Raw genomic sequence first — 16,173 nt, 5'->3', positions numbered from 1 at the left:
ACCCGCACCAAATTTCCCCAATATTTAAGAAACGCTAGCTCTCCTTCCGGTAAACGGCAGGACTCTTCAATGAATATCGCTTGAACCAATGGCAGAAATACTGCTTGGAGCCCAGGTTCAGCGCCTCGCTGATCTCGTCAATCGTACTGTCCGTCTGCTGAAGCTCCCTGCACGCCCACAGAAAACGTTCCTGTTGAATGAACGCGTTAACCGTCATATGCATCGTTTCGGCGAAGATCCGGGAGAGATGCCGCGGGCTGATATGACAGTACCTGGCAATCTCCGCAAGTGCCGGGTTCGCCAGCTTATGGTCCTGGATATAGAGCAGCGCCTGCTCCACAATTTGGCGGGATCCGATGAAGCCGACATCGGCGATCTTCTCCACGGCTTGATCCTTGAGCTCGACGAGCGGCGAAATAATCGTCCAGATCAGCTCAATTATCCGCATCTGCACGCGGAATATCTGATGGCCGCTGACATTCTCCTGCAGCTGCAGGATCGTCTGCAGTTCCTTTTGGATCAATGGATAAATACCGTGAATATGCGGCAGATCCTGCCTAAGGCCGGTGATAGAAAACGGCAGGAAAAGGATTTCCATGGGGTCTTGGAGATCCGACCGCTGCTCATGCATCTCGCCCGGCGGAGCCAGATACACCATTTGGGGCATCAGCTCAAACTGATCCTTGTCGAGCCAGTTGATCCCTCTGCCTTTTGTTATAAAATGCAGCTCATACTGCTGATGGCAATGCGGGGCTATGTACCAGCCCGGCTTGGGCGCGACATACCCCATAAAATTAGCTTCGATTCCGATCTGGTCGAAAGTTACCTGCACAGCCGTTCACTCTCCCCAGCCTATATTGGAAGATACATCAACAGCATAACAGATAACAGACCTTAAATAACCCCCATATGTCCGTATAACGTAATATATTGTCCTTCTTGGCTCCTATTGCGTTAGAGGATCTTGCTATAAAATGAACCTATCTGATTATGGAGGTGACGCGCTTGTCTGTGAAATGGAAGAAGCGTCTGATTGATTCGGCCCCATTCGAGGCCTGCTCTGTATTTGATGTCAACAATGATGGGCAGCTCGATATTGTCAGCGGCGAATATTGGTATGAAGGACCTGAATTTACGAAAAAGCATAAAATCTGCGATATTCTGGCCATCAACGAGTATCATGATGACTTTTCCGATTATCCCATGGACGTGGACGGCGACGGCTATCTGGATATTATTACAGGCGGCTGGTGGGGCGAAACGCTGCGCTGGCGGCAAAATCCCGGTGCCGCGGGAGGAGAGTGGCAAACCTTCGACATCGGACATGTCGGCAGCATTGAAACGATACGGTTCTATGATATTGACGGCTGCGGCATACCTGAGATCTTTCCGAATACGCCGGGCGGCCCGCAGCTTTTCTTCAAGCTGATTGTGGACGCGAACGGCCGCGGAACGGGGAAATTCGAGAAATACATCATTGGCGGGCAGCCCAGCGGGCATGGGCTGGGCTTTGGGGATATCAGCGGCAATGGACGCACAGATATCCTCCTCTGCGGCGGCTGGCTGGAACAGCCGGAGAATCCCTTCCAGACCCCTTGGGAGTTTCATCCCGAATTTTCGCTTGGCTCGGCAAGCGTCCCCATTCTTGCCCACGATGTTACCGGCAACGGACTGACCGATCTCATTGTGGGCCAGGCGCATGATTACGGTCTTGACTGGTACGAGCAGATTGTCGATTCGGCGGGCAAGCGCAGCTGGCTGAAGCATCAAATCGATCCAACCTGCTCGCAGTACCACGACCTGTACCTCGTCGATATCGATCTCGACGGCGAGCTTGAGCTGGTCACCGGCAAGCGTTACCGCGCCCATAACGACGGCGATCCGGGAGCATTCGATCCTGTGGGCATTTATTACTTCAAGATGCGCGCCGGGCAGTTCCAGAAGCATGTCATCGATTATGGACCAGCAGGCGAGGCAGCCGGCTGCGGAATCTATTTCTGGATCGCGGATTTGACCGAAAATGGCCGACCCGATATCGTCGCCCCCGGCAAGGACGGCTTGTATTTGTTTGAAAATCTCGTTACTGAAAAGGAGTAGGATCAGATGAGCCGCCAAAAAATCAGGCTTGGTTTTATCGGAAGCGGTTATATGGGACAGCTTGCCCATATGACCAACTATCTCAACCTGCCGGAGGAGTGCGAGGTTGTCGCCCTGGCCGAGCCGCGTCCGGGACTTGCACAATCTGTCTCCACCCGCTATGCGATCCCCCATGTATTCGGCAGCCATGAGGAATTGCTGGCAAGCGGCCTCGTCGATGCGGTCGTCGCTTCGCAGCCATACACGCGCCACAGCATTTTAATCCCGGATATATTGCGCGCGGGCATCCCGGTATTAACGGAAAAGCCGGTAACCCTGTCCGTTGCGGCTGGTGAAAAGCTGGTGAAGCTGGGGCAGGAGCTGGGTTCCCTGCATATGGTCGGTTATCACAAGCGCTCCGATCCGGCGATGGAATATGCGAAGCGCATCGTCGATGAATGGAAGCAAAGCGGAGAATTCGGCAAGCTTCGCTATATCCGCATTACGATGCCCCCGGGTGATTGGACGGCAGCAACCGACGCACCGATCGGCACCAGTGAACCGGGCATAGCAGGCCTTCTGGAGCCGCTTCCGGCGGAATTCAGCGAAGCAAACGGCAGAAAATATGACGCCTTCGTCAATTATTATATTCACCAGGTCAATGCCATCCGTTTCCTGCTTGGCGAATCCTATAAGGTGACTTACGCCGACCGGTCTGAGGCGCTGTTCGTTGGAGAAAGCGAGAGCGGCATATGCGTGACGCTGGAAATGGCCCCCTACACTACGTCGATTGAATGGCATGAGGGGATTCTCGTCGCTTTTGAGCAGGGCTTCATTAAAGTGGATTTGCCCGCGCCGCTGGTCCGCCAGCAATCGGGACAGGTGACGGTGATGCGGGATAACGGCAAGGATGTGCCTTCCTATACGACTCCGGTTATGCCGAATGTATCGGCCATGCGCAATCAGGCCAGGAATTTCCTTGCGGCTGTCCGCGGCGAGAGACCGGCCCCATGCTCCGCTCCCGAGGCACTGGAGGATTTGAAGCTTGCCCGGGATTATATCCGGCTGCTGGAAGCTTACCAATAGCTCTCCAAAATATACCAAAGAAAAAAAGCCGTATCCGGTGTCGCTTGCGACTCCTTGGATACGGCTTTATCATAGGTTAAAATTCTATTCCTTACTGCTTAGATTTCTTGTGGCACAATCTGACTTTTTCACCCAAGGACGGCGTGATCCGTTTCCTTTTAACCTCGCATACCGCGTATGCTGTCCGTTATACACATATTAAAAATACAAGAAGATAGTGCCATGAAGGCATCTATCTCCTCGTTAGCGAGGCCCATGTTTGCTCAAGCCAGGCATCGAATTCGTCGCCCTTATCGCCTTCGTACGAATTATACACATCAAGTCGGGTCTTCCGCAGCTTTTCCTTGAACTCTTCATAGGAGTGCCCCTCCGGCAGACTCTTCTTGATTCTGACCAGGATTTTGCCGACTCCTTTGATGAGCTCGCCCTTCGCCTTGGAAGGCGGCTGAACCTCTTCGCCAAATGCCAGCAGCTTGCGGTAAGCAGCCTCCTGCACGCTGTATACGGTATCGTGATTCATCCGGTGCGTAAGCACGTCAATGGTTTTCGGGTGGTTCCACTGACCCAACTCCTCCACCGCTTCCAGACGCTCTTGCCAGCTGGAGCGGTTAGCCGCTTTCTTCAATTCTTCGTAATTCGGGGGCAGCTCATGATTGACTTCTATTTCACTCAAACGATCCATTCTCCTTCTAGTTCGATTCCTGCCTGATACCTGAACAAGCCTTCATCTGGTATTGTACCATCATCCAGAGAAGAACATAACCTTAAGTTGCAAATCCCAGGCAGGAATCAGCCCATCCCTTCCCCTCAGCGACCTCAGCGCCCTAACCCTTTACACCGCCAACCGTCATCCCTTTGACAAAATATTTCTGCAGGAACGGATAAACCATAATGATCGGCAGGGAAGCGACAATCGTCATCGTTGCGCGGATCGAGAACGGCGTCACCGTGTTCCCTCCCGAATTGCCGGCGTTTGCGAACGCGTCTCCCGCCGTCTTCGCCGTCAGGGAGGCGTTGGAGTTCTGAAGAATCTTCTGCAGCTCGTACTGCAGCGTGCTGAGTTCGATATTCGACGAGTTGTACAGGAAAACATCGAACCATTGGTTCCACTGATAGACGGCCGTGAATAATGCAACAGTCGCAAGTACGGGCATGCAGAGCGGCAGCACAATGCTGAAGAAGGTTTTGAAATCCCCCGCACCATCTATCTTCGCGGACTCCAGAAGACTCTCCGGCAGGCCCTCAATGAATGAGCGGATGATGATCAGATTAAATACGCCGATAAGGCCTGGCCAGATGTATACCCAGAAGCTGTTGATCAGACCCAGATCGCGGATGAGCAGAAAGTTGGGAATAAGCCCCCCGTTAAAATACATCGTCAGAATAAATGCGATGGTGACGAATTTGCGGAGAACATAATCCTGTCTGCTGATGGTGTAGGCGACCATCGCTGAACAGAAAACGGTAAGCAGGGTGCCGATGACGGTACGAAGTATCGAAATCAGCGTCGCATGAAAGATGGTGGCTTCTTTGAATACATAGACATAGTTGTCGAGCGTCCATATCCTCGGCCACAAATAAATGCCGCCCCTGATCGAATCATCCGCCGTATTCAAGGAGACGGCGAGCGTATTCAGGAAAGGATACAGGGTGACGATCATCAGAATCGTCAGAAAGGCATAATTGACAATATCAAAAATCAGGTCGCCGCGCGACGTGCGGATGCGGCTGGACTTGTTGGACACCGCTTCTGCTGCCGGATTAGCCATGAGGTTCCCTCCTTCTAGAACAGTCTGGACTCGCCCATTCGTTTTGCAATATTGTTCGCTGCGAACAATAAGATGAAGCTGATGATTGTCTTGAACATGCCCGCCGCAATCGATAGCGAGAAGTTACCTTGGGCAATTCCGTATTTCAGCACAAATATGTCAAGGTTCTCGGAATAATCGATGTTCATACCGTTGCCCAGCAAGTACTGCGGTTCGAAACCCGATTCCAGCAGATACCCAATATTCATAATCAACAATACGACGATGACAGGCTTGATGCCCGGCAGCGTAATATACCACATTCGTTTAATACGGCCTGCTCCATCCATTTCCGCGGCTTCATATTGGGCAGGGTCAATCATTGTCATGGCAGCCAGATAGACGATTGTATTCCATCCAACGTCCTTCCACACGGAGCTTGCTCCGAATATTCCCCAGAAATATTCCGGTATGCCGAGGAACAGGATCTCATTGCCTTTCTCCACAAAACCGAACCGGATTAACAATTCATTGATGATGCCGTCCGGCGACAATGTCGTCTGGACGATGCTTGCCGCAACCACCCATGAGATAAAATGAGGCAGATAGCTGACGGTCTGAACGACCCGTTTGAACGCGATCCGGCGCACCTCATTCAAGAGCAGGGCGAGAATAATGGCCGTAACGAAGCCAAGAACCAGGTTAATTCCGCTCATCGCAAGCGTATTTCTTAAGACACGGATGAATCGTTCGTCCTGAAACAAAAATTCAAAATGTCTGAATCCCACCCATTCCTGATCCTTGAAATCCTTGGCCGGCTTATAATCCTGAAAGGCGATAGTCCATCCCCATAACGGCATGTATTTGAATATAAACAGCCACACCAGAAAAGGAACCGACATGAGGACCAGCATCCGTTGGTGAACCAGCTTCAAGGCAAACCGCTTCAGTCCCGTCGGCTTCTTTGGCAACGCCAGATCCGGCATTGACATTGTTGGTTTCTTCTCCATCTTCCATCTCTCCTTCCGGACTGAATCGGATTCGTCCAATGGAAAAGGCCGGACTTATGCGCGGGGCACGAAGCCGGCCTTTCGCCTATACTTGATTATTTGCTGCTTGCGGTATCAATCAGCTTCTTCACTTCGTCGGTCGTCCATTTCTCGTAACCGGCCGTATCCAGCTTGCCGAATTCGGTCGTGTACTCGGTCCAGACCTTCTCGAAATCAGCCGGCTTCGCAAGGACCAGTTTCGGGAAGTATTTCTTGGTAATTTCGTCTTTCTTCGTTTCCCAGATTTGCTGCTCCGAGCCCTGCTCCTTCGGAATGCCCCATGCCGGGAACCAAGGACGGTCATCCGGAGCGGCAAACAGCTCGGCATAGGTTTTGACGCCGTATTTCTCAAGGATCACTTTATCCGCTTCCGTCAGGCTCATCTGGAATACTTCAGGCTGCAGGCCCGGAGCAACCGAGTTGCCGTCCGCATAGGAAGAACCGTTGCCGTACAGCGGCCAGTTCCAGGAATAATATTTGAACCCGAACGATTCATTGAACGGCTCGTCGATTTTGGCGATTTGTTCGGCTGTACGGAACATTCGGCCATTCTCGTCAACCTCGTAGGTTTCACCTTTTATGCCCCATCGTTGAAGAATCTGGTTCTCGTCCGTCAGCAGGTTATCCAGGTACTTAATGATGCGGACAGGGTCCTTGGCGCTGACCGTGATTCCCATGCCGCGGTTCTTAACGAAGCCCGGAGGATCCAGGTATTGGTCCTTCTGTCCGTCGAAGGTGACCGGCAGCGGGAAGTATACGAAATCATCCTTGGCCGGGTCCAGCTTCGCCGCGTCCGTCAATGCGCTTTGCGCATTCTGGAACTGCCAGCCGTAATCGAAGAAGCCTACAACCTTGCCCGAAGTCAGTTTAGCCAGATACTGATCGTAATTGTCGACGAAAGAGGCTTTGTCGAACAAACCTTGCGCATTCAGGTCATTCAGCTTCTGCAGCCAGCGCTTGGTGGCATCCGTAGCCGCATACACCTTCGCCTCATGAGTCGTCATGTCGATGGTAATGTTGCCGTCGTTCGGGTAGCCCAGCAAATGCATGGGCGGGTTGGAGGTGGAGAAGAATCTCCAGTCATGCGTGAGGGAAATAAAGCCAGTCAAATCCTCGTCTTTATGTTTCTCCACGAAATTCTTGACCAGATCCATATAACCGTCAAGCGTGTTGACCTTCGGATATCCCGCTTCCTTCAGCACCCGGCGCTGCACCCAGAATGCGCCCTGTCCAATGTTCGGATCGGGGATAAATTCGCCGACTACGTTCGAGAAGGGCAGGAAATAAATTTTGCCGTCCGCCGCTTTCATTTGGTTGAAATAAGGACCGTATACCCGCTTGATGTTTGGACCGTACTGCTCAATCAGATCATCCAGCGCAATAAATGCTCCGGCATCGAGGATCTTGTCGATGGCCGCGTCCGGAATCATGACGTCCGGATATTCGTTGGAGGCGATCATCGTCCCGATTTTCGTATTGAGATCGCCTACCAGATGCTCGATCTTGAAGTTGACGCCCGTTTGATCCTCGAGCATCTTGCCGATCGTCGTCTCGTTCGTGTTAATATCTTTTGCCGCTGCAACCCCGTTGAAATAAGAAAATGTCACTTTCTCCTGCTGCTCCGGCGCATCGCCCTCTGCTGTCTCATTCGTACCGGCCGTGTTCGCCGGCGGATTGCTGCTGCCCGTGTTATTGTTGTTTGAACATGCTGTGATCAACACCATGATGGCGGCCATACAAACCAATAGAAGTTTCTTTGACACTGAATTCGAGCCCCTTTCACATCCATTATTTTTTTGTAAGCCCTTTCATTATATGGGGAATTCCAGACTTTGTTTACCTGATAAACTATAGTTCATTCAGTAAAAAATATAGGAGTATGACCGGGACATGCTCTTCTTGTTCTATCAATCGACAGGAACGCTCAGACAGATATATGTCCCTTGACCGGGCGCACTCTCAATCAGAAAACGGAAGCGGCTGCCATAAATCAGCTTCATGCGATAGATGACATTCTGCACGCCGATCCTCTCCCCGATCACTTCCTCGCTTTCAAGATAGCTGTAGAATTGGTTGACTTTGTCCTCGTCCATGCCGACTCCGTTGTCCCTGATCGAGAACACCAGAGCTGCCGCCTGCCTCTCAATCCGCACCTCAATCCTTCCCCCGTTCCGGAGCGGCTCGATGCCGTGAATGCTGGCATTCTCCACGAACGGCAGGAACATCATCTTGGGCACCACGCATTCCTTGGCGGACGGATCAATATGGATATGATAGTCGAGCCGGTCCTCGAACCGGTACTTCTGGATTTCCAGAAAGCACAGGACAAATTCAATTTCCTCCATGACCTTGACCCGATCCTTGCCCCAGGTGAGGGACATACGGAAGATTTTCGCCATATTGTGAATGATCTTGGCCGTTTCCATCTCGTCCTTGATCAGGCTGCGCATCCGGATCGTTTCCAGCGCATTGAACAGAAAATGCGGATTGATCTGGCTTTGCAGGGCATTCAGCTGCGCCTTCCTGCGCTCCAGCTCCAGCGATTTGGTCTGGATATCGGCAACGTACACATCGTCAATGAGGCTTTTCACCTGGATCGTCATCCGGTTGAACTCGCTTGTTAATTGGCCGATCTCATCGGTATGCTCCCGTTGGTTGATGATATCAAAATGCTGGTTTTTCACTTTCTTCATATGCTTGAGAATGCGGACCAGACGGACATTCATGGACCTTGTGATCCAGAGGATGATCAGCGTTGGCAGAATAATGTTGATGCAAGCCAGAAGAATAATGAATTCCCGCGAATTGCGGACCTCCTTGAGCACTTCCTCCTCGGGGATTGTCCCGACGATCCGCCAGCCCTCCATATAATTGACATACTGGTAAGTCGTCTCGAATTCCAGCATGCCGGGCGGAAACTTAAGCGAGCTGAAGGAGGCCGAGTCTTTTCTCCAATCCACCTTGGGATCGGTCGTATACTCAATCTGATCCTCCGCATTGATCAAATAAATATGTCCCTGCAGGTTCAGGTTTTGGAAAATCTGCTGGATCGATGTGGTTTTCATCTCGATTTTCAAAATTTTGTTCCAGTGATTCTGGGAAGAGTAATAGTCCATTCTGCGGATGATGCTGAACGAATCCCTGACAGGCTCCGCGTCCTTCACCGAGAACAAGTCCTCCCGTTCGGTCCGGACAAAGATCGGCTGGGACGATTTGCTGTTTTCCAGCTGCTGATACCATACCGACTGCTTTACTTTATCCGTCAGATCCCCGATGCCCCCCGAGTGCAGAAGCGTGGGATTATCGACATAAATCTTGATGTTCTGGACGGCGTTGTACATGGGTGTGTAGTTGTTGATGATTTTGCGGAAATAAGAGTCGTAGGCGCCGACATAATCGGCAGGCTCCACATATTCGGCCTCCAGCATGTCATTTAAATTAAGATCCGTGTAAAATGCGGTCGAGACGGTTACGGCATCTTCAATTTTGGCCCGGAATTCATTCTTGATCTGTTCGATTGCCCTTGTAATATCCTTCGTCCGCTGGTTCTTGACATTATTCGTTGTCACATAATAGAAAATGACATTCGTAAAGATGATCGGAACAAATACGCAGCAAATATAAAGAATCAGCATTTTGTTCCGCAACCGGACATTATTCAAGTTCAGGCTCGGTTTCACGCGGGTTGGTCCCCTTTACCGGAAGATGGCTGCTTACAGCAGCTTATTGCGGTATTCCGACGGCTTCATATGTTCAATCTTCTCGAACTGGTTGACGAAATAATCCGCGCTGCTGAAGCCGACCTTCTCCGCTACTTCGTAAATCCGGATATCCGGCGATTGACGCAGCAGCTTCTTCGCTTCATTGACCCGTATTTGCAGCAGGAAGTCATTAAAATAAACGCCGTATGTTTTCTTGAACAGCTGTCCCAGATACACCGGATTGATAAAAAAATGGGCTGCAATGCTCTTCAAGCTGATGTTGCCCGCATAATTCGCTTCAATGTAGCTGCGGACCTTCTGAATGCCGCCTTTCACCTGCACCTTTCTCAGCTCCGCGATATAGTCCTTGCTCTCTTCGACAAAACCGGCGAACAATCCCTTCAGCTCGCCAAGCGACAGGCTTAAGTCATGCCAGCCGACAATCGGAGCCATGCTCGCCAGGGACCGCTCATCCCCCTCCATGCTGCGGATGGCCTTGGTTATGCCGAGCACGCACTGGTGAATGGTCATTTTTACCGCTTCAGGCGCATACCTCTTCACGCGGAAATCCTGGAATAGCGCGTCGACCGCAAGCTTTACCTTCTCCGACTGCTGTTCCTCAATCTGCTCAATAAAACGGCCCAATTCGGCCGGGTCCATTCCTATGTAGTTCAGCGGCTCCGATTGCACCTGACCATAGATGACGATACGGCTGTCATCGTGGATATATTTGTGCAGCATGGCTTCCTTGGCTGTTATGTAGGATTGCCGGATATTCGCCAGCCGGTCAACGGGTGCGCCGGCATAAAGAAAAACACGTCCCCCGGCCTCGACAGACATCGTCTGCCGGAACCTTACGGCGAACTGCCTGATGTCCCCCTTGAACGGCACCAGTACGTGATCGGGCAGCAGGATGCCGATCCGGTTCCGGTGCTCATGCAGGTAAAGCGGCTGATCCCCTGCAGTCATATCCTGAAGCGCCTGCTGTACAAGCTCCTTGAAGCGTGCGGATGAGAGCTGTTCGCCGGGCGGCTTCCAGATATGGTTGTCGTTCAGCTCGGCGAACAGGTAGTACAAGCGATCGGCCTTGCCAAGCATGAGGCGCTGCTCCCATTCGGCAATAAAGCTGTCATCCGCCTCTCCGAGAATGAGAGATTCGATCATGGCTCCGGACAACAGACGGTCATGGCGTACGCGCTCTTCCCGCAGCCTCCCGAGCCTGTCGTTCAATTTGCGCAGCGCATCGGAAAATTCATGCTCATCGATCGGCTTGACGATAAAGTCATGAACGCCGTAACGCACGGCCTGCTGGGCATATTTGAAATCATCGTAGCCGCTAATGATGATGAAAACGGGGCTTGCCTCATTCTCCTCCACGATGCGCCGGATCAGCTCCATCCCATCCAGCACCGGCATGCGGATATCGGTAATAACGAGATCGGGCCGAAGCCGCCGGATAAGCTCAAGAGCATCCTCCCCGTTGTCCGCTTCGTCCACGACCTGGAAGCCGCAAGCCTCCCAGTCGATCAGCTTCATCAAGCCTTTGCGGGTGAAAACCTCGTCATCCACCAGAATAACGCTGTACATGGATCAATCATTCCTTTCCGCTATTCTCTCTCATATAGTAACATCTACTCCGGTGCAGCGGACAATGAGGTCTCCATTTTATGAAATGATTGTAATCGAATATCCCTGCCGATTCCGGGCACGTCAAAAAGGAGCCCCGCTGGCCAAATGCGGGCTCCTGAATTTGACGAAAGCTCCTCAAGCGGCAGTATTCCTGCCGGTCTGCGGCCTAGCTCTACGCCTCGAGAAGTTTCCGTATCTTGTCCGTCGTCACTCCATCATGAAGGGGCACGTGAATCGAAATCTGAAGATCCCCGGCACCCATCGGCTGGAAGGAAATATGATCAAAGGCCAGCTTGCCGACGACCGGATGATTAATGATTTTATCGGCATCCGTGTTTTCCAGCACATCATGAAGCTGCCAAAATTCCCTGAACTCCGGACTGACGGCAGATAAAGCTGCGACCTGCTCGGACCACCAGGGATCATCGATAAAACGGGCATATTCCCTGCGGAACTGAGCCACCATACACCTCGCATGCTCTTCCCATTGTACCCCTTTGCGCTGCCGGAAATCCTCGGAAGTAAATGTAATCCACAGTAAATTCCGCTCCTGCCCCGACAAGCCTTCCATATCGCCGTTTACTGCGCTAAAAGCCTTGTTCCAGGCCATAATATTCATTTTGGAATCCATCGCGCAGCCGGGGGAAGTATGGAGATCCTCCAAAAAACGCTGAAGCACCGGAGTAACCTCCGTCTGCTGCCTCGGCTGCTCAGGCGGCGGCTGGCGATGCGCCAGAAAAAACATATGCTTGCGCTCAGCCGCATCCAGCTGGAGCACTTCCGCCAGACTTTCAAGCACCTCCGCCGAGACATTGATATGGCGTCCCTGCTCCAGGTAGGTGTACCATTCCAGGCTGACTCCAGCCAGCATGGCCACTTCTCCGCGCCGCAGTCCCGGCGTGCGCCTGCGCCCGTCATCCGGCAAGCCTGCGCGCCCCGGCGTAATGCGTTCCCGCCGGTTGCGCAGAAAATCAGCCAGCTCGCTGTAGCGGTCAAATTCCTTGGTAGCCATAATCTTGGTTCCTCCAATCCGTGATTCCATTCCCAAGGAGGGTGGTAGTACGGGTTCCAGTATAACCGGTCCTCTCCCTATACAATATTGCTCATTATACAATAGCCTATGACAAGCCGCATCATAAATCAAACCTTGGGAGGAAAACATCTTATGAACATGAGCTCTAATACCATTCTTATTACAGGCGGCGCATCCGGCATCGGTTATGCGCTTGCGGAACGATTCATCCAGGCAGGCAATAAAGTCATCATCTGCGGAAGAAGAGCGGATAAGCTGGCCGAAGCCAAAGCAGCTCTTCCGGGGCTTGTAACCTATACATTCGACGTATCCAGGGAAGAGGACCGCATCGCCCTGTTCAAGCAGGTAACACAAGAGCATCCGGAGACGAATATTCTCCTGAACAATGCCGGCATCATGCGCTACCAGGATTTCACCAAGCCGGAAGACTGGAAGGAAACAGTCTCCGAAATCGAAATTAATCTGGCGGCACCCGTTCATTTATCGCGATTGTTCACGGAGCATTTGATGAGGCAAAAAAATGCGTCGATCATGAACGTTACTTCCGGACTTGCTCATGTAGCATTGGCTCTGACTCCTGTATACAGCGCAACCAAGGCCGCTCTTCACTCCTTTACCCTGTCATTGAGACATCTATTGGCCGGCCACTCCATCCGCGTCATTGAAATTTCGCCGCCACATACCAATACCGATCTGGGAATTCCCGGCGGAAATGCCGTAGGCATACCGGTGGAGCTGTTCGCTGACGAAACGATGAAGGCTCTTGCTCTGGGTGAAGATGAAATTACGTATGGCTGGTCACAGTTGACGGCTCAGGCTTCGCGTGCGGAACGCGACGAAATGTTCAAGCAGGTGAACGCCAAAGCTTCGGTTTAAGTCTCTCCCCATGGGATTTTTACATCCGTTCAGGAAAGCTTTATTATAAGAGATAAAGCTGCACAGCTGTTGCTTTCACGAAACAACGGCTTGTGATAAATGGGAGGAAAATGAAATGGATTTGGGACTAGGCGGAAAAGTAGCAATTGTTACTGGAGCAAGCGCAGGGATCGGTTTTGCCTGCTCCAGGGCATTATTCCAAGAGGGCGCTGCCGTTGTCATGGTTGCAAGGGATCCTGACCGCGCTAAGCAGGCGGTAGATGCGATTCTTTCAGGCCGCTCGAGGGAGGAAGCAGCCCGTATTATCACTGTAGCAGGCGATATGAATGAGCCGCAGACGGCTAAACAGGCGGTTACCGCAGCGCTGGGGGTTAATGGCCGTATTGATATTTTGATCAATAATGCCGGTTCCGCCAAAGCGGGGTCTTTCTTCGAAATGCCTGAGGAAGCTTTTTTGGAAGCATGGAATTTAAAGCTGCTTGGTTACATCCGAATGGTGAAGGAAGCAGCGCCCCACATGATCAAACAGAGAGACGGGCGTATTGTTAACATTGTCGGCGGCGCAGGACGGACGCCAACCCCTGCATTCCTCGCGGGCAGTACCGCCAATGCGGCGCTGCTCAATTTTACAAGGGGCATTTCCAAAGAATTGGCGAAATCGAACGTCAGGATTAACGTCATTTCACCGGGCGCAACCAACACGGAGCGTGCGGAAAAGCTCGCCCAACAAAACGCGGAGGCCAAAGGCATCACCGTCGAGGCCCAGAAAGCGGAAATGAACGCTGCGATTCCGCTCGGGCACATGGTCGATCCGTCCGAAATTGCAGCGATGGCGCTGCTGCTTGTTTCCGATCATGTTCCTTCCATTACGGGCACGGAAATTGTCATCGACGGCGGACAGCAGCCGGGCGTTTGAACGGCCCTTCCATTGACCGCATAATTGATGCACAATACCAGATAATAAAGGCACATGGCAGAGAAATCACGCCATGTGCCTTTTGCTCGCAATACTCACCGACGTCTTGGTGCCGCCGCCATCCAATCCGGCGACATATCTCATTCCATGATCACGTCCTTGTTATCTTGACCTGTAATACTCACTCGACCGGTAGGGGCAATGGAGCCGTTCCCCCATCAATATAGATGATAGTTCCGTTTGAGATTTGCAAAGTCCCGGCTTTCCGCATGGAACTTCTCCAGCATAGACGACAAGTCTACTGAATCGCCACGGTACAAATTATCCCCGCACAGCAAATCAATAAAAGGTCTGGCGTTCTCCCTTATTGGCGGCAAAAATGAAAAAGGTTCATAGAACCTCCTGATTGTATACATAAGAGTAACTCCCGTTTTTACAGCCTGGATGATACGGGCATCTGTTACATGAAGCTGTACACCGCCACAGAGCTCTTCTTTATATTTGGAAGCCGTTGGTTTGAAGTAAACAGGGCGGAAAAGCACGCCGGGCAGCTTCATCCTGTTCATTTCATCCGCCAGCTGCAGGGCATTGATGAACGGTGCTCCTATGATTTCAAAGGGAAACGTGGTTCCTCTTCCTTCAGAAATATTAGTGCCCTCAAACAAGCAGGTGCCGGAATACAGCAATGCCGTCTCAAAGCGCGGAATTCCCATGGAGGGCGGCACCCAGATACGGCCCGTGTCAGGGAATTGCAACCTCCGGTCCCAGCCGTCGCATCGCACGATAGTCAACTTGCCGTTCCAGTTCATCTGATCATTGGCCATTGAAGCTACCTCGCCAGGGGTCAAGCCATAGCGCACACAGAGAGGGTAATTGCCCACGAACGATTGATAGCCTGGCTTCAGAATATTCCCTTCCACCGTCACGCCATCGAGCGGATTGATCCGGTCGAGAACGACAAATTCCTTGCCGTTTTTTGCACAATCCTCCAAAGCGTAAAGCATGGTGTAGATAAAGGTATAATACCGTACTCCCACATCCTGAATATCGTAAACGACCATATCTACTCTCTCCAGCATCTCCTGAGTCAGCCGCTTGGAATCCTTCCGGTACAAGCTGTATACGGGTACGCCAGTAATCGGATCCTGATAGGTATCTACCATCGCCCCGGCTTCTTGGTCGCCGCGCACACCATGCTCCGGCGAGAACAAAGCGGCCAGGTTGAAATTCTCATGCAGAATCTGAATGGTAGCTGCAAAATCATTGTTCAAGCCTGTAGGACCCGTAATCAGTCCCAACCGTTTGCCTTTGAATACATGGGTATATTGCGTTATACAGTCAATACCGTTTCGGATCATAGCTGCCCCTTAAGGACACGCATACTTTCCTCCGGAATCATGAAGGTCTCCGCATAATCGTTTCGGGATTCGATGCCGCGGACTCTGGATAAATGCTTATAATATTCCAAATAAGGGAAGGATTTGCTTCCGGTCACAAACCAGTGCCGTGACACCGCCTTAATCCACAAATCATAAGCTTCTTGAGAGAAATCCACATATACATAAGGTACAAAGCCGACTGCGTCCTCCCAGTTCTCCGCATAATACAGCCTGGAGGCAAAGAAAGCGGGATTCTCCCGTTCCAGAGGGGCCAGAGCGGCATAGAATCGCGCGTCGTTGACAATAAGATGAGTCGTCATATGATCCTTGTGCATGCTGTTCTTGAAGTGAGTGATGATAACATTAGGCCGCACTTCACGAATCACATCACATACCCGCAGACGCATCTCCTCGTTATCCTGCAGCTCTCCATCGGGTATCTCGAATACGATGGATTCACCGCCCAGCATCTCTGCGAAAGCTGCGGCTTCCCTAACCTTCTGCTCGCGGTACTCCCCCACATCTCTGCCTGTCAGAACTCCGCGTTCACCCGCTGTCAGCGCTAACGTTACAATCCTGTCGCCGCTCAGCGCATGGCTTGCCAGGACGCCGCCAGCAGTCAGCTCCATATCGCCCACGTGACCGCCGACCGCCAATATCGTTAATTGTTGTTCACTCAT

The 16,173-nt window shown here is 51.8% G+C and carries 14 protein-coding genes; 4 read left to right on the top strand and 10 right to left on the bottom strand.

From position 1 onward, the window contains the following. Positions 1 to 34: 34 nt before the first annotated feature. Positions 35 to 832: an AraC family transcriptional regulator gene (locus AC0YNV_RS00895; RefSeq protein WP_475765080.1), complete on the bottom strand. Its 798-nt coding sequence runs from the start codon at positions 830 to 832 to the stop codon at positions 35 to 37. 179 nt (positions 833 to 1,011) lie between these two features. On the opposite strand from AC0YNV_RS00895, the gene AC0YNV_RS00890 reads away from it, so the two are divergent. Together AC0YNV_RS00890 and AC0YNV_RS00885 are read left to right on the top strand one after the other, a co-directional pair. Then, the gene (locus AC0YNV_RS00890) at positions 1,012 to 2,097 is read left to right on the top strand and encodes an FG-GAP repeat domain-containing protein (RefSeq protein WP_475767247.1); all 1,086 of its coding nucleotides are present in this window, start codon (positions 1,012 to 1,014) and stop codon (positions 2,095 to 2,097) included. Between the two features lie 6 nt (positions 2,098 to 2,103). Continuing rightward, on the top strand, positions 2,104 to 3,162 hold the full coding sequence (locus tag AC0YNV_RS00885) for a Gfo/Idh/MocA family protein (RefSeq protein ID WP_475765078.1): 1,059 nt from the start codon (positions 2,104 to 2,106) through the stop codon (positions 3,160 to 3,162). Positions 3,163 to 3,394: 232 nt separating this feature from the next. Here AC0YNV_RS00885 and AC0YNV_RS00880 read toward each other — a convergent pair whose 3' ends face one another. From AC0YNV_RS00880 to AC0YNV_RS00850, 7 genes are all read right to left on the bottom strand, one after another. After that, entirely contained in the window at positions 3,395 to 3,844 is a 450-nt protein-coding gene (locus tag AC0YNV_RS00880; protein ID WP_475765076.1) for a HEAT repeat domain-containing protein, read from the bottom strand. Between the two features lie 142 nt (positions 3,845 to 3,986). After that, entirely contained in the window at positions 3,987 to 4,931 is a 945-nt protein-coding gene (locus AC0YNV_RS00875; protein WP_475765074.1) for a carbohydrate ABC transporter permease, read from the bottom strand. Between the two features lie 14 nt (positions 4,932 to 4,945). Continuing rightward, positions 4,946 to 5,896, bottom strand: coding sequence for an ABC transporter permease (locus AC0YNV_RS00870; RefSeq protein ID WP_379112947.1), 951 nt, complete (start codon positions 5,894 to 5,896; stop codon positions 4,946 to 4,948). 119 nt (positions 5,897 to 6,015) lie between these two features. Further along, positions 6,016 to 7,722, bottom strand: coding sequence for an extracellular solute-binding protein (locus AC0YNV_RS00865; protein ID WP_210037568.1), 1,707 nt, complete (start codon positions 7,720 to 7,722; stop codon positions 6,016 to 6,018). Positions 7,723 to 7,866: 144 nt separating this feature from the next. Continuing rightward, positions 7,867 to 9,594 carry a sensor histidine kinase gene (locus AC0YNV_RS00860; RefSeq protein ID WP_475767245.1) on the bottom strand — a complete coding sequence of 576 codons (1,728 nt, stop codon included), beginning with the start codon at positions 9,592 to 9,594 and terminating at the stop codon, positions 7,867 to 7,869. A gap of 78 nt (positions 9,595 to 9,672) precedes the next feature. Next, the gene (locus tag AC0YNV_RS00855) at positions 9,673 to 11,247 is read right to left on the bottom strand and encodes a response regulator (RefSeq protein ID WP_475765072.1); all 1,575 of its coding nucleotides are present in this window, start codon (positions 11,245 to 11,247) and stop codon (positions 9,673 to 9,675) included. 214 nt (positions 11,248 to 11,461) lie between these two features. Further along, positions 11,462 to 12,301 (bottom strand): helix-turn-helix transcriptional regulator, encoded by an 840-nt coding sequence (locus AC0YNV_RS00850; protein WP_475765070.1) that lies wholly within the window; start codon positions 12,299 to 12,301, stop codon positions 11,462 to 11,464. A gap of 153 nt (positions 12,302 to 12,454) precedes the next feature. On the opposite strand from AC0YNV_RS00850, the gene AC0YNV_RS00845 reads away from it, so the two are divergent. Both AC0YNV_RS00845 and AC0YNV_RS00840 read left to right on the top strand, forming a co-directional pair. After that, positions 12,455 to 13,198 carry an SDR family oxidoreductase gene (locus AC0YNV_RS00845; protein ID WP_475765068.1) on the top strand — a complete coding sequence of 248 codons (744 nt, stop codon included), beginning with the start codon at positions 12,455 to 12,457 and terminating at the stop codon, positions 13,196 to 13,198. A gap of 115 nt (positions 13,199 to 13,313) precedes the next feature. Next, complete coding sequence (locus tag AC0YNV_RS00840) at positions 13,314 to 14,114, top strand: SDR family NAD(P)-dependent oxidoreductase (protein WP_475765066.1); 801 nt, start codon at positions 13,314 to 13,316, stop codon at positions 14,112 to 14,114. Positions 14,115 to 14,332: 218 nt separating this feature from the next. On the opposite strand, the gene AC0YNV_RS00835 is transcribed toward AC0YNV_RS00840, so the two are convergent. Both AC0YNV_RS00835 and AC0YNV_RS00830 read right to left on the bottom strand, forming a co-directional pair. Continuing rightward, positions 14,333 to 15,472 carry an exo-beta-N-acetylmuramidase NamZ family protein gene (locus tag AC0YNV_RS00835; protein ID WP_475765063.1) on the bottom strand — a complete coding sequence of 380 codons (1,140 nt, stop codon included), beginning with the start codon at positions 15,470 to 15,472 and terminating at the stop codon, positions 14,333 to 14,335. Continuing rightward, positions 15,469 to 16,173, bottom strand: coding sequence for a PIG-L deacetylase family protein (locus tag AC0YNV_RS00830; protein WP_475765061.1), 705 nt, complete (start codon positions 16,171 to 16,173; stop codon positions 15,469 to 15,471). The genes AC0YNV_RS00835 and AC0YNV_RS00830 overlap by 4 nt, the downstream gene beginning before the upstream one ends.

This window comes from Paenibacillus sp. JT31N11 (assembly GCF_056269285.1).
Note: the sequence above shows the minus strand (reverse complement) of the source record. Positions and strands in the feature narration are given on the sequence as shown.

Bases quoted from the DNA above. Each gene is read 5' to 3' on its own strand.
- AC0YNV_RS00885 (WP_475765078.1), top strand. From the start codon at position 2,104: ATGAGCCGCCAAAAAATCAGGCTTGGTTTTATCGGAAGCGGTTATATG.
- AC0YNV_RS00880 (WP_475765076.1), bottom strand. From the start codon at position 3,844: ATGGATCGTTTGAGTGAAATAGAAGTCAATCATGAGCTGCCCCCGAAT.
- AC0YNV_RS00875 (WP_475765074.1), bottom strand. From the start codon at position 4,931: ATGGCTAATCCGGCAGCAGAAGCGGTGTCCAACAAGTCCAGCCGCATC.
- AC0YNV_RS00870 (WP_379112947.1), bottom strand. From the start codon at position 5,896: ATGCCGGATCTGGCGTTGCCAAAGAAGCCGACGGGACTGAAGCGGTTT.
- AC0YNV_RS00860 (WP_475767245.1), bottom strand. From the start codon at position 9,594: ATGCTGATTCTTTATATTTGCTGCGTATTTGTTCCGATCATCTTTACG.
- AC0YNV_RS00855 (WP_475765072.1), bottom strand. From the start codon at position 11,247: ATGTACAGCGTTATTCTGGTGGATGACGAGGTTTTCACCCGCAAAGGC.
- AC0YNV_RS00850 (WP_475765070.1), bottom strand. From the start codon at position 12,301: ATGGCTACCAAGGAATTTGACCGCTACAGCGAGCTGGCTGATTTTCTG.
- AC0YNV_RS00845 (WP_475765068.1), top strand. From the start codon at position 12,455: ATGAACATGAGCTCTAATACCATTCTTATTACAGGCGGCGCATCCGGC.
- AC0YNV_RS00840 (WP_475765066.1), top strand. From the start codon at position 13,314: ATGGATTTGGGACTAGGCGGAAAAGTAGCAATTGTTACTGGAGCAAGC.
- AC0YNV_RS00835 (WP_475765063.1), bottom strand. From the start codon at position 15,472: ATGATCCGAAACGGTATTGACTGTATAACGCAATATACCCATGTATTC.
- AC0YNV_RS00830 (WP_475765061.1), bottom strand. From the start codon at position 16,173: ATGAGTGAACAACAATTAACGATATTGGCGGTCGGCGGTCACGTGGGC.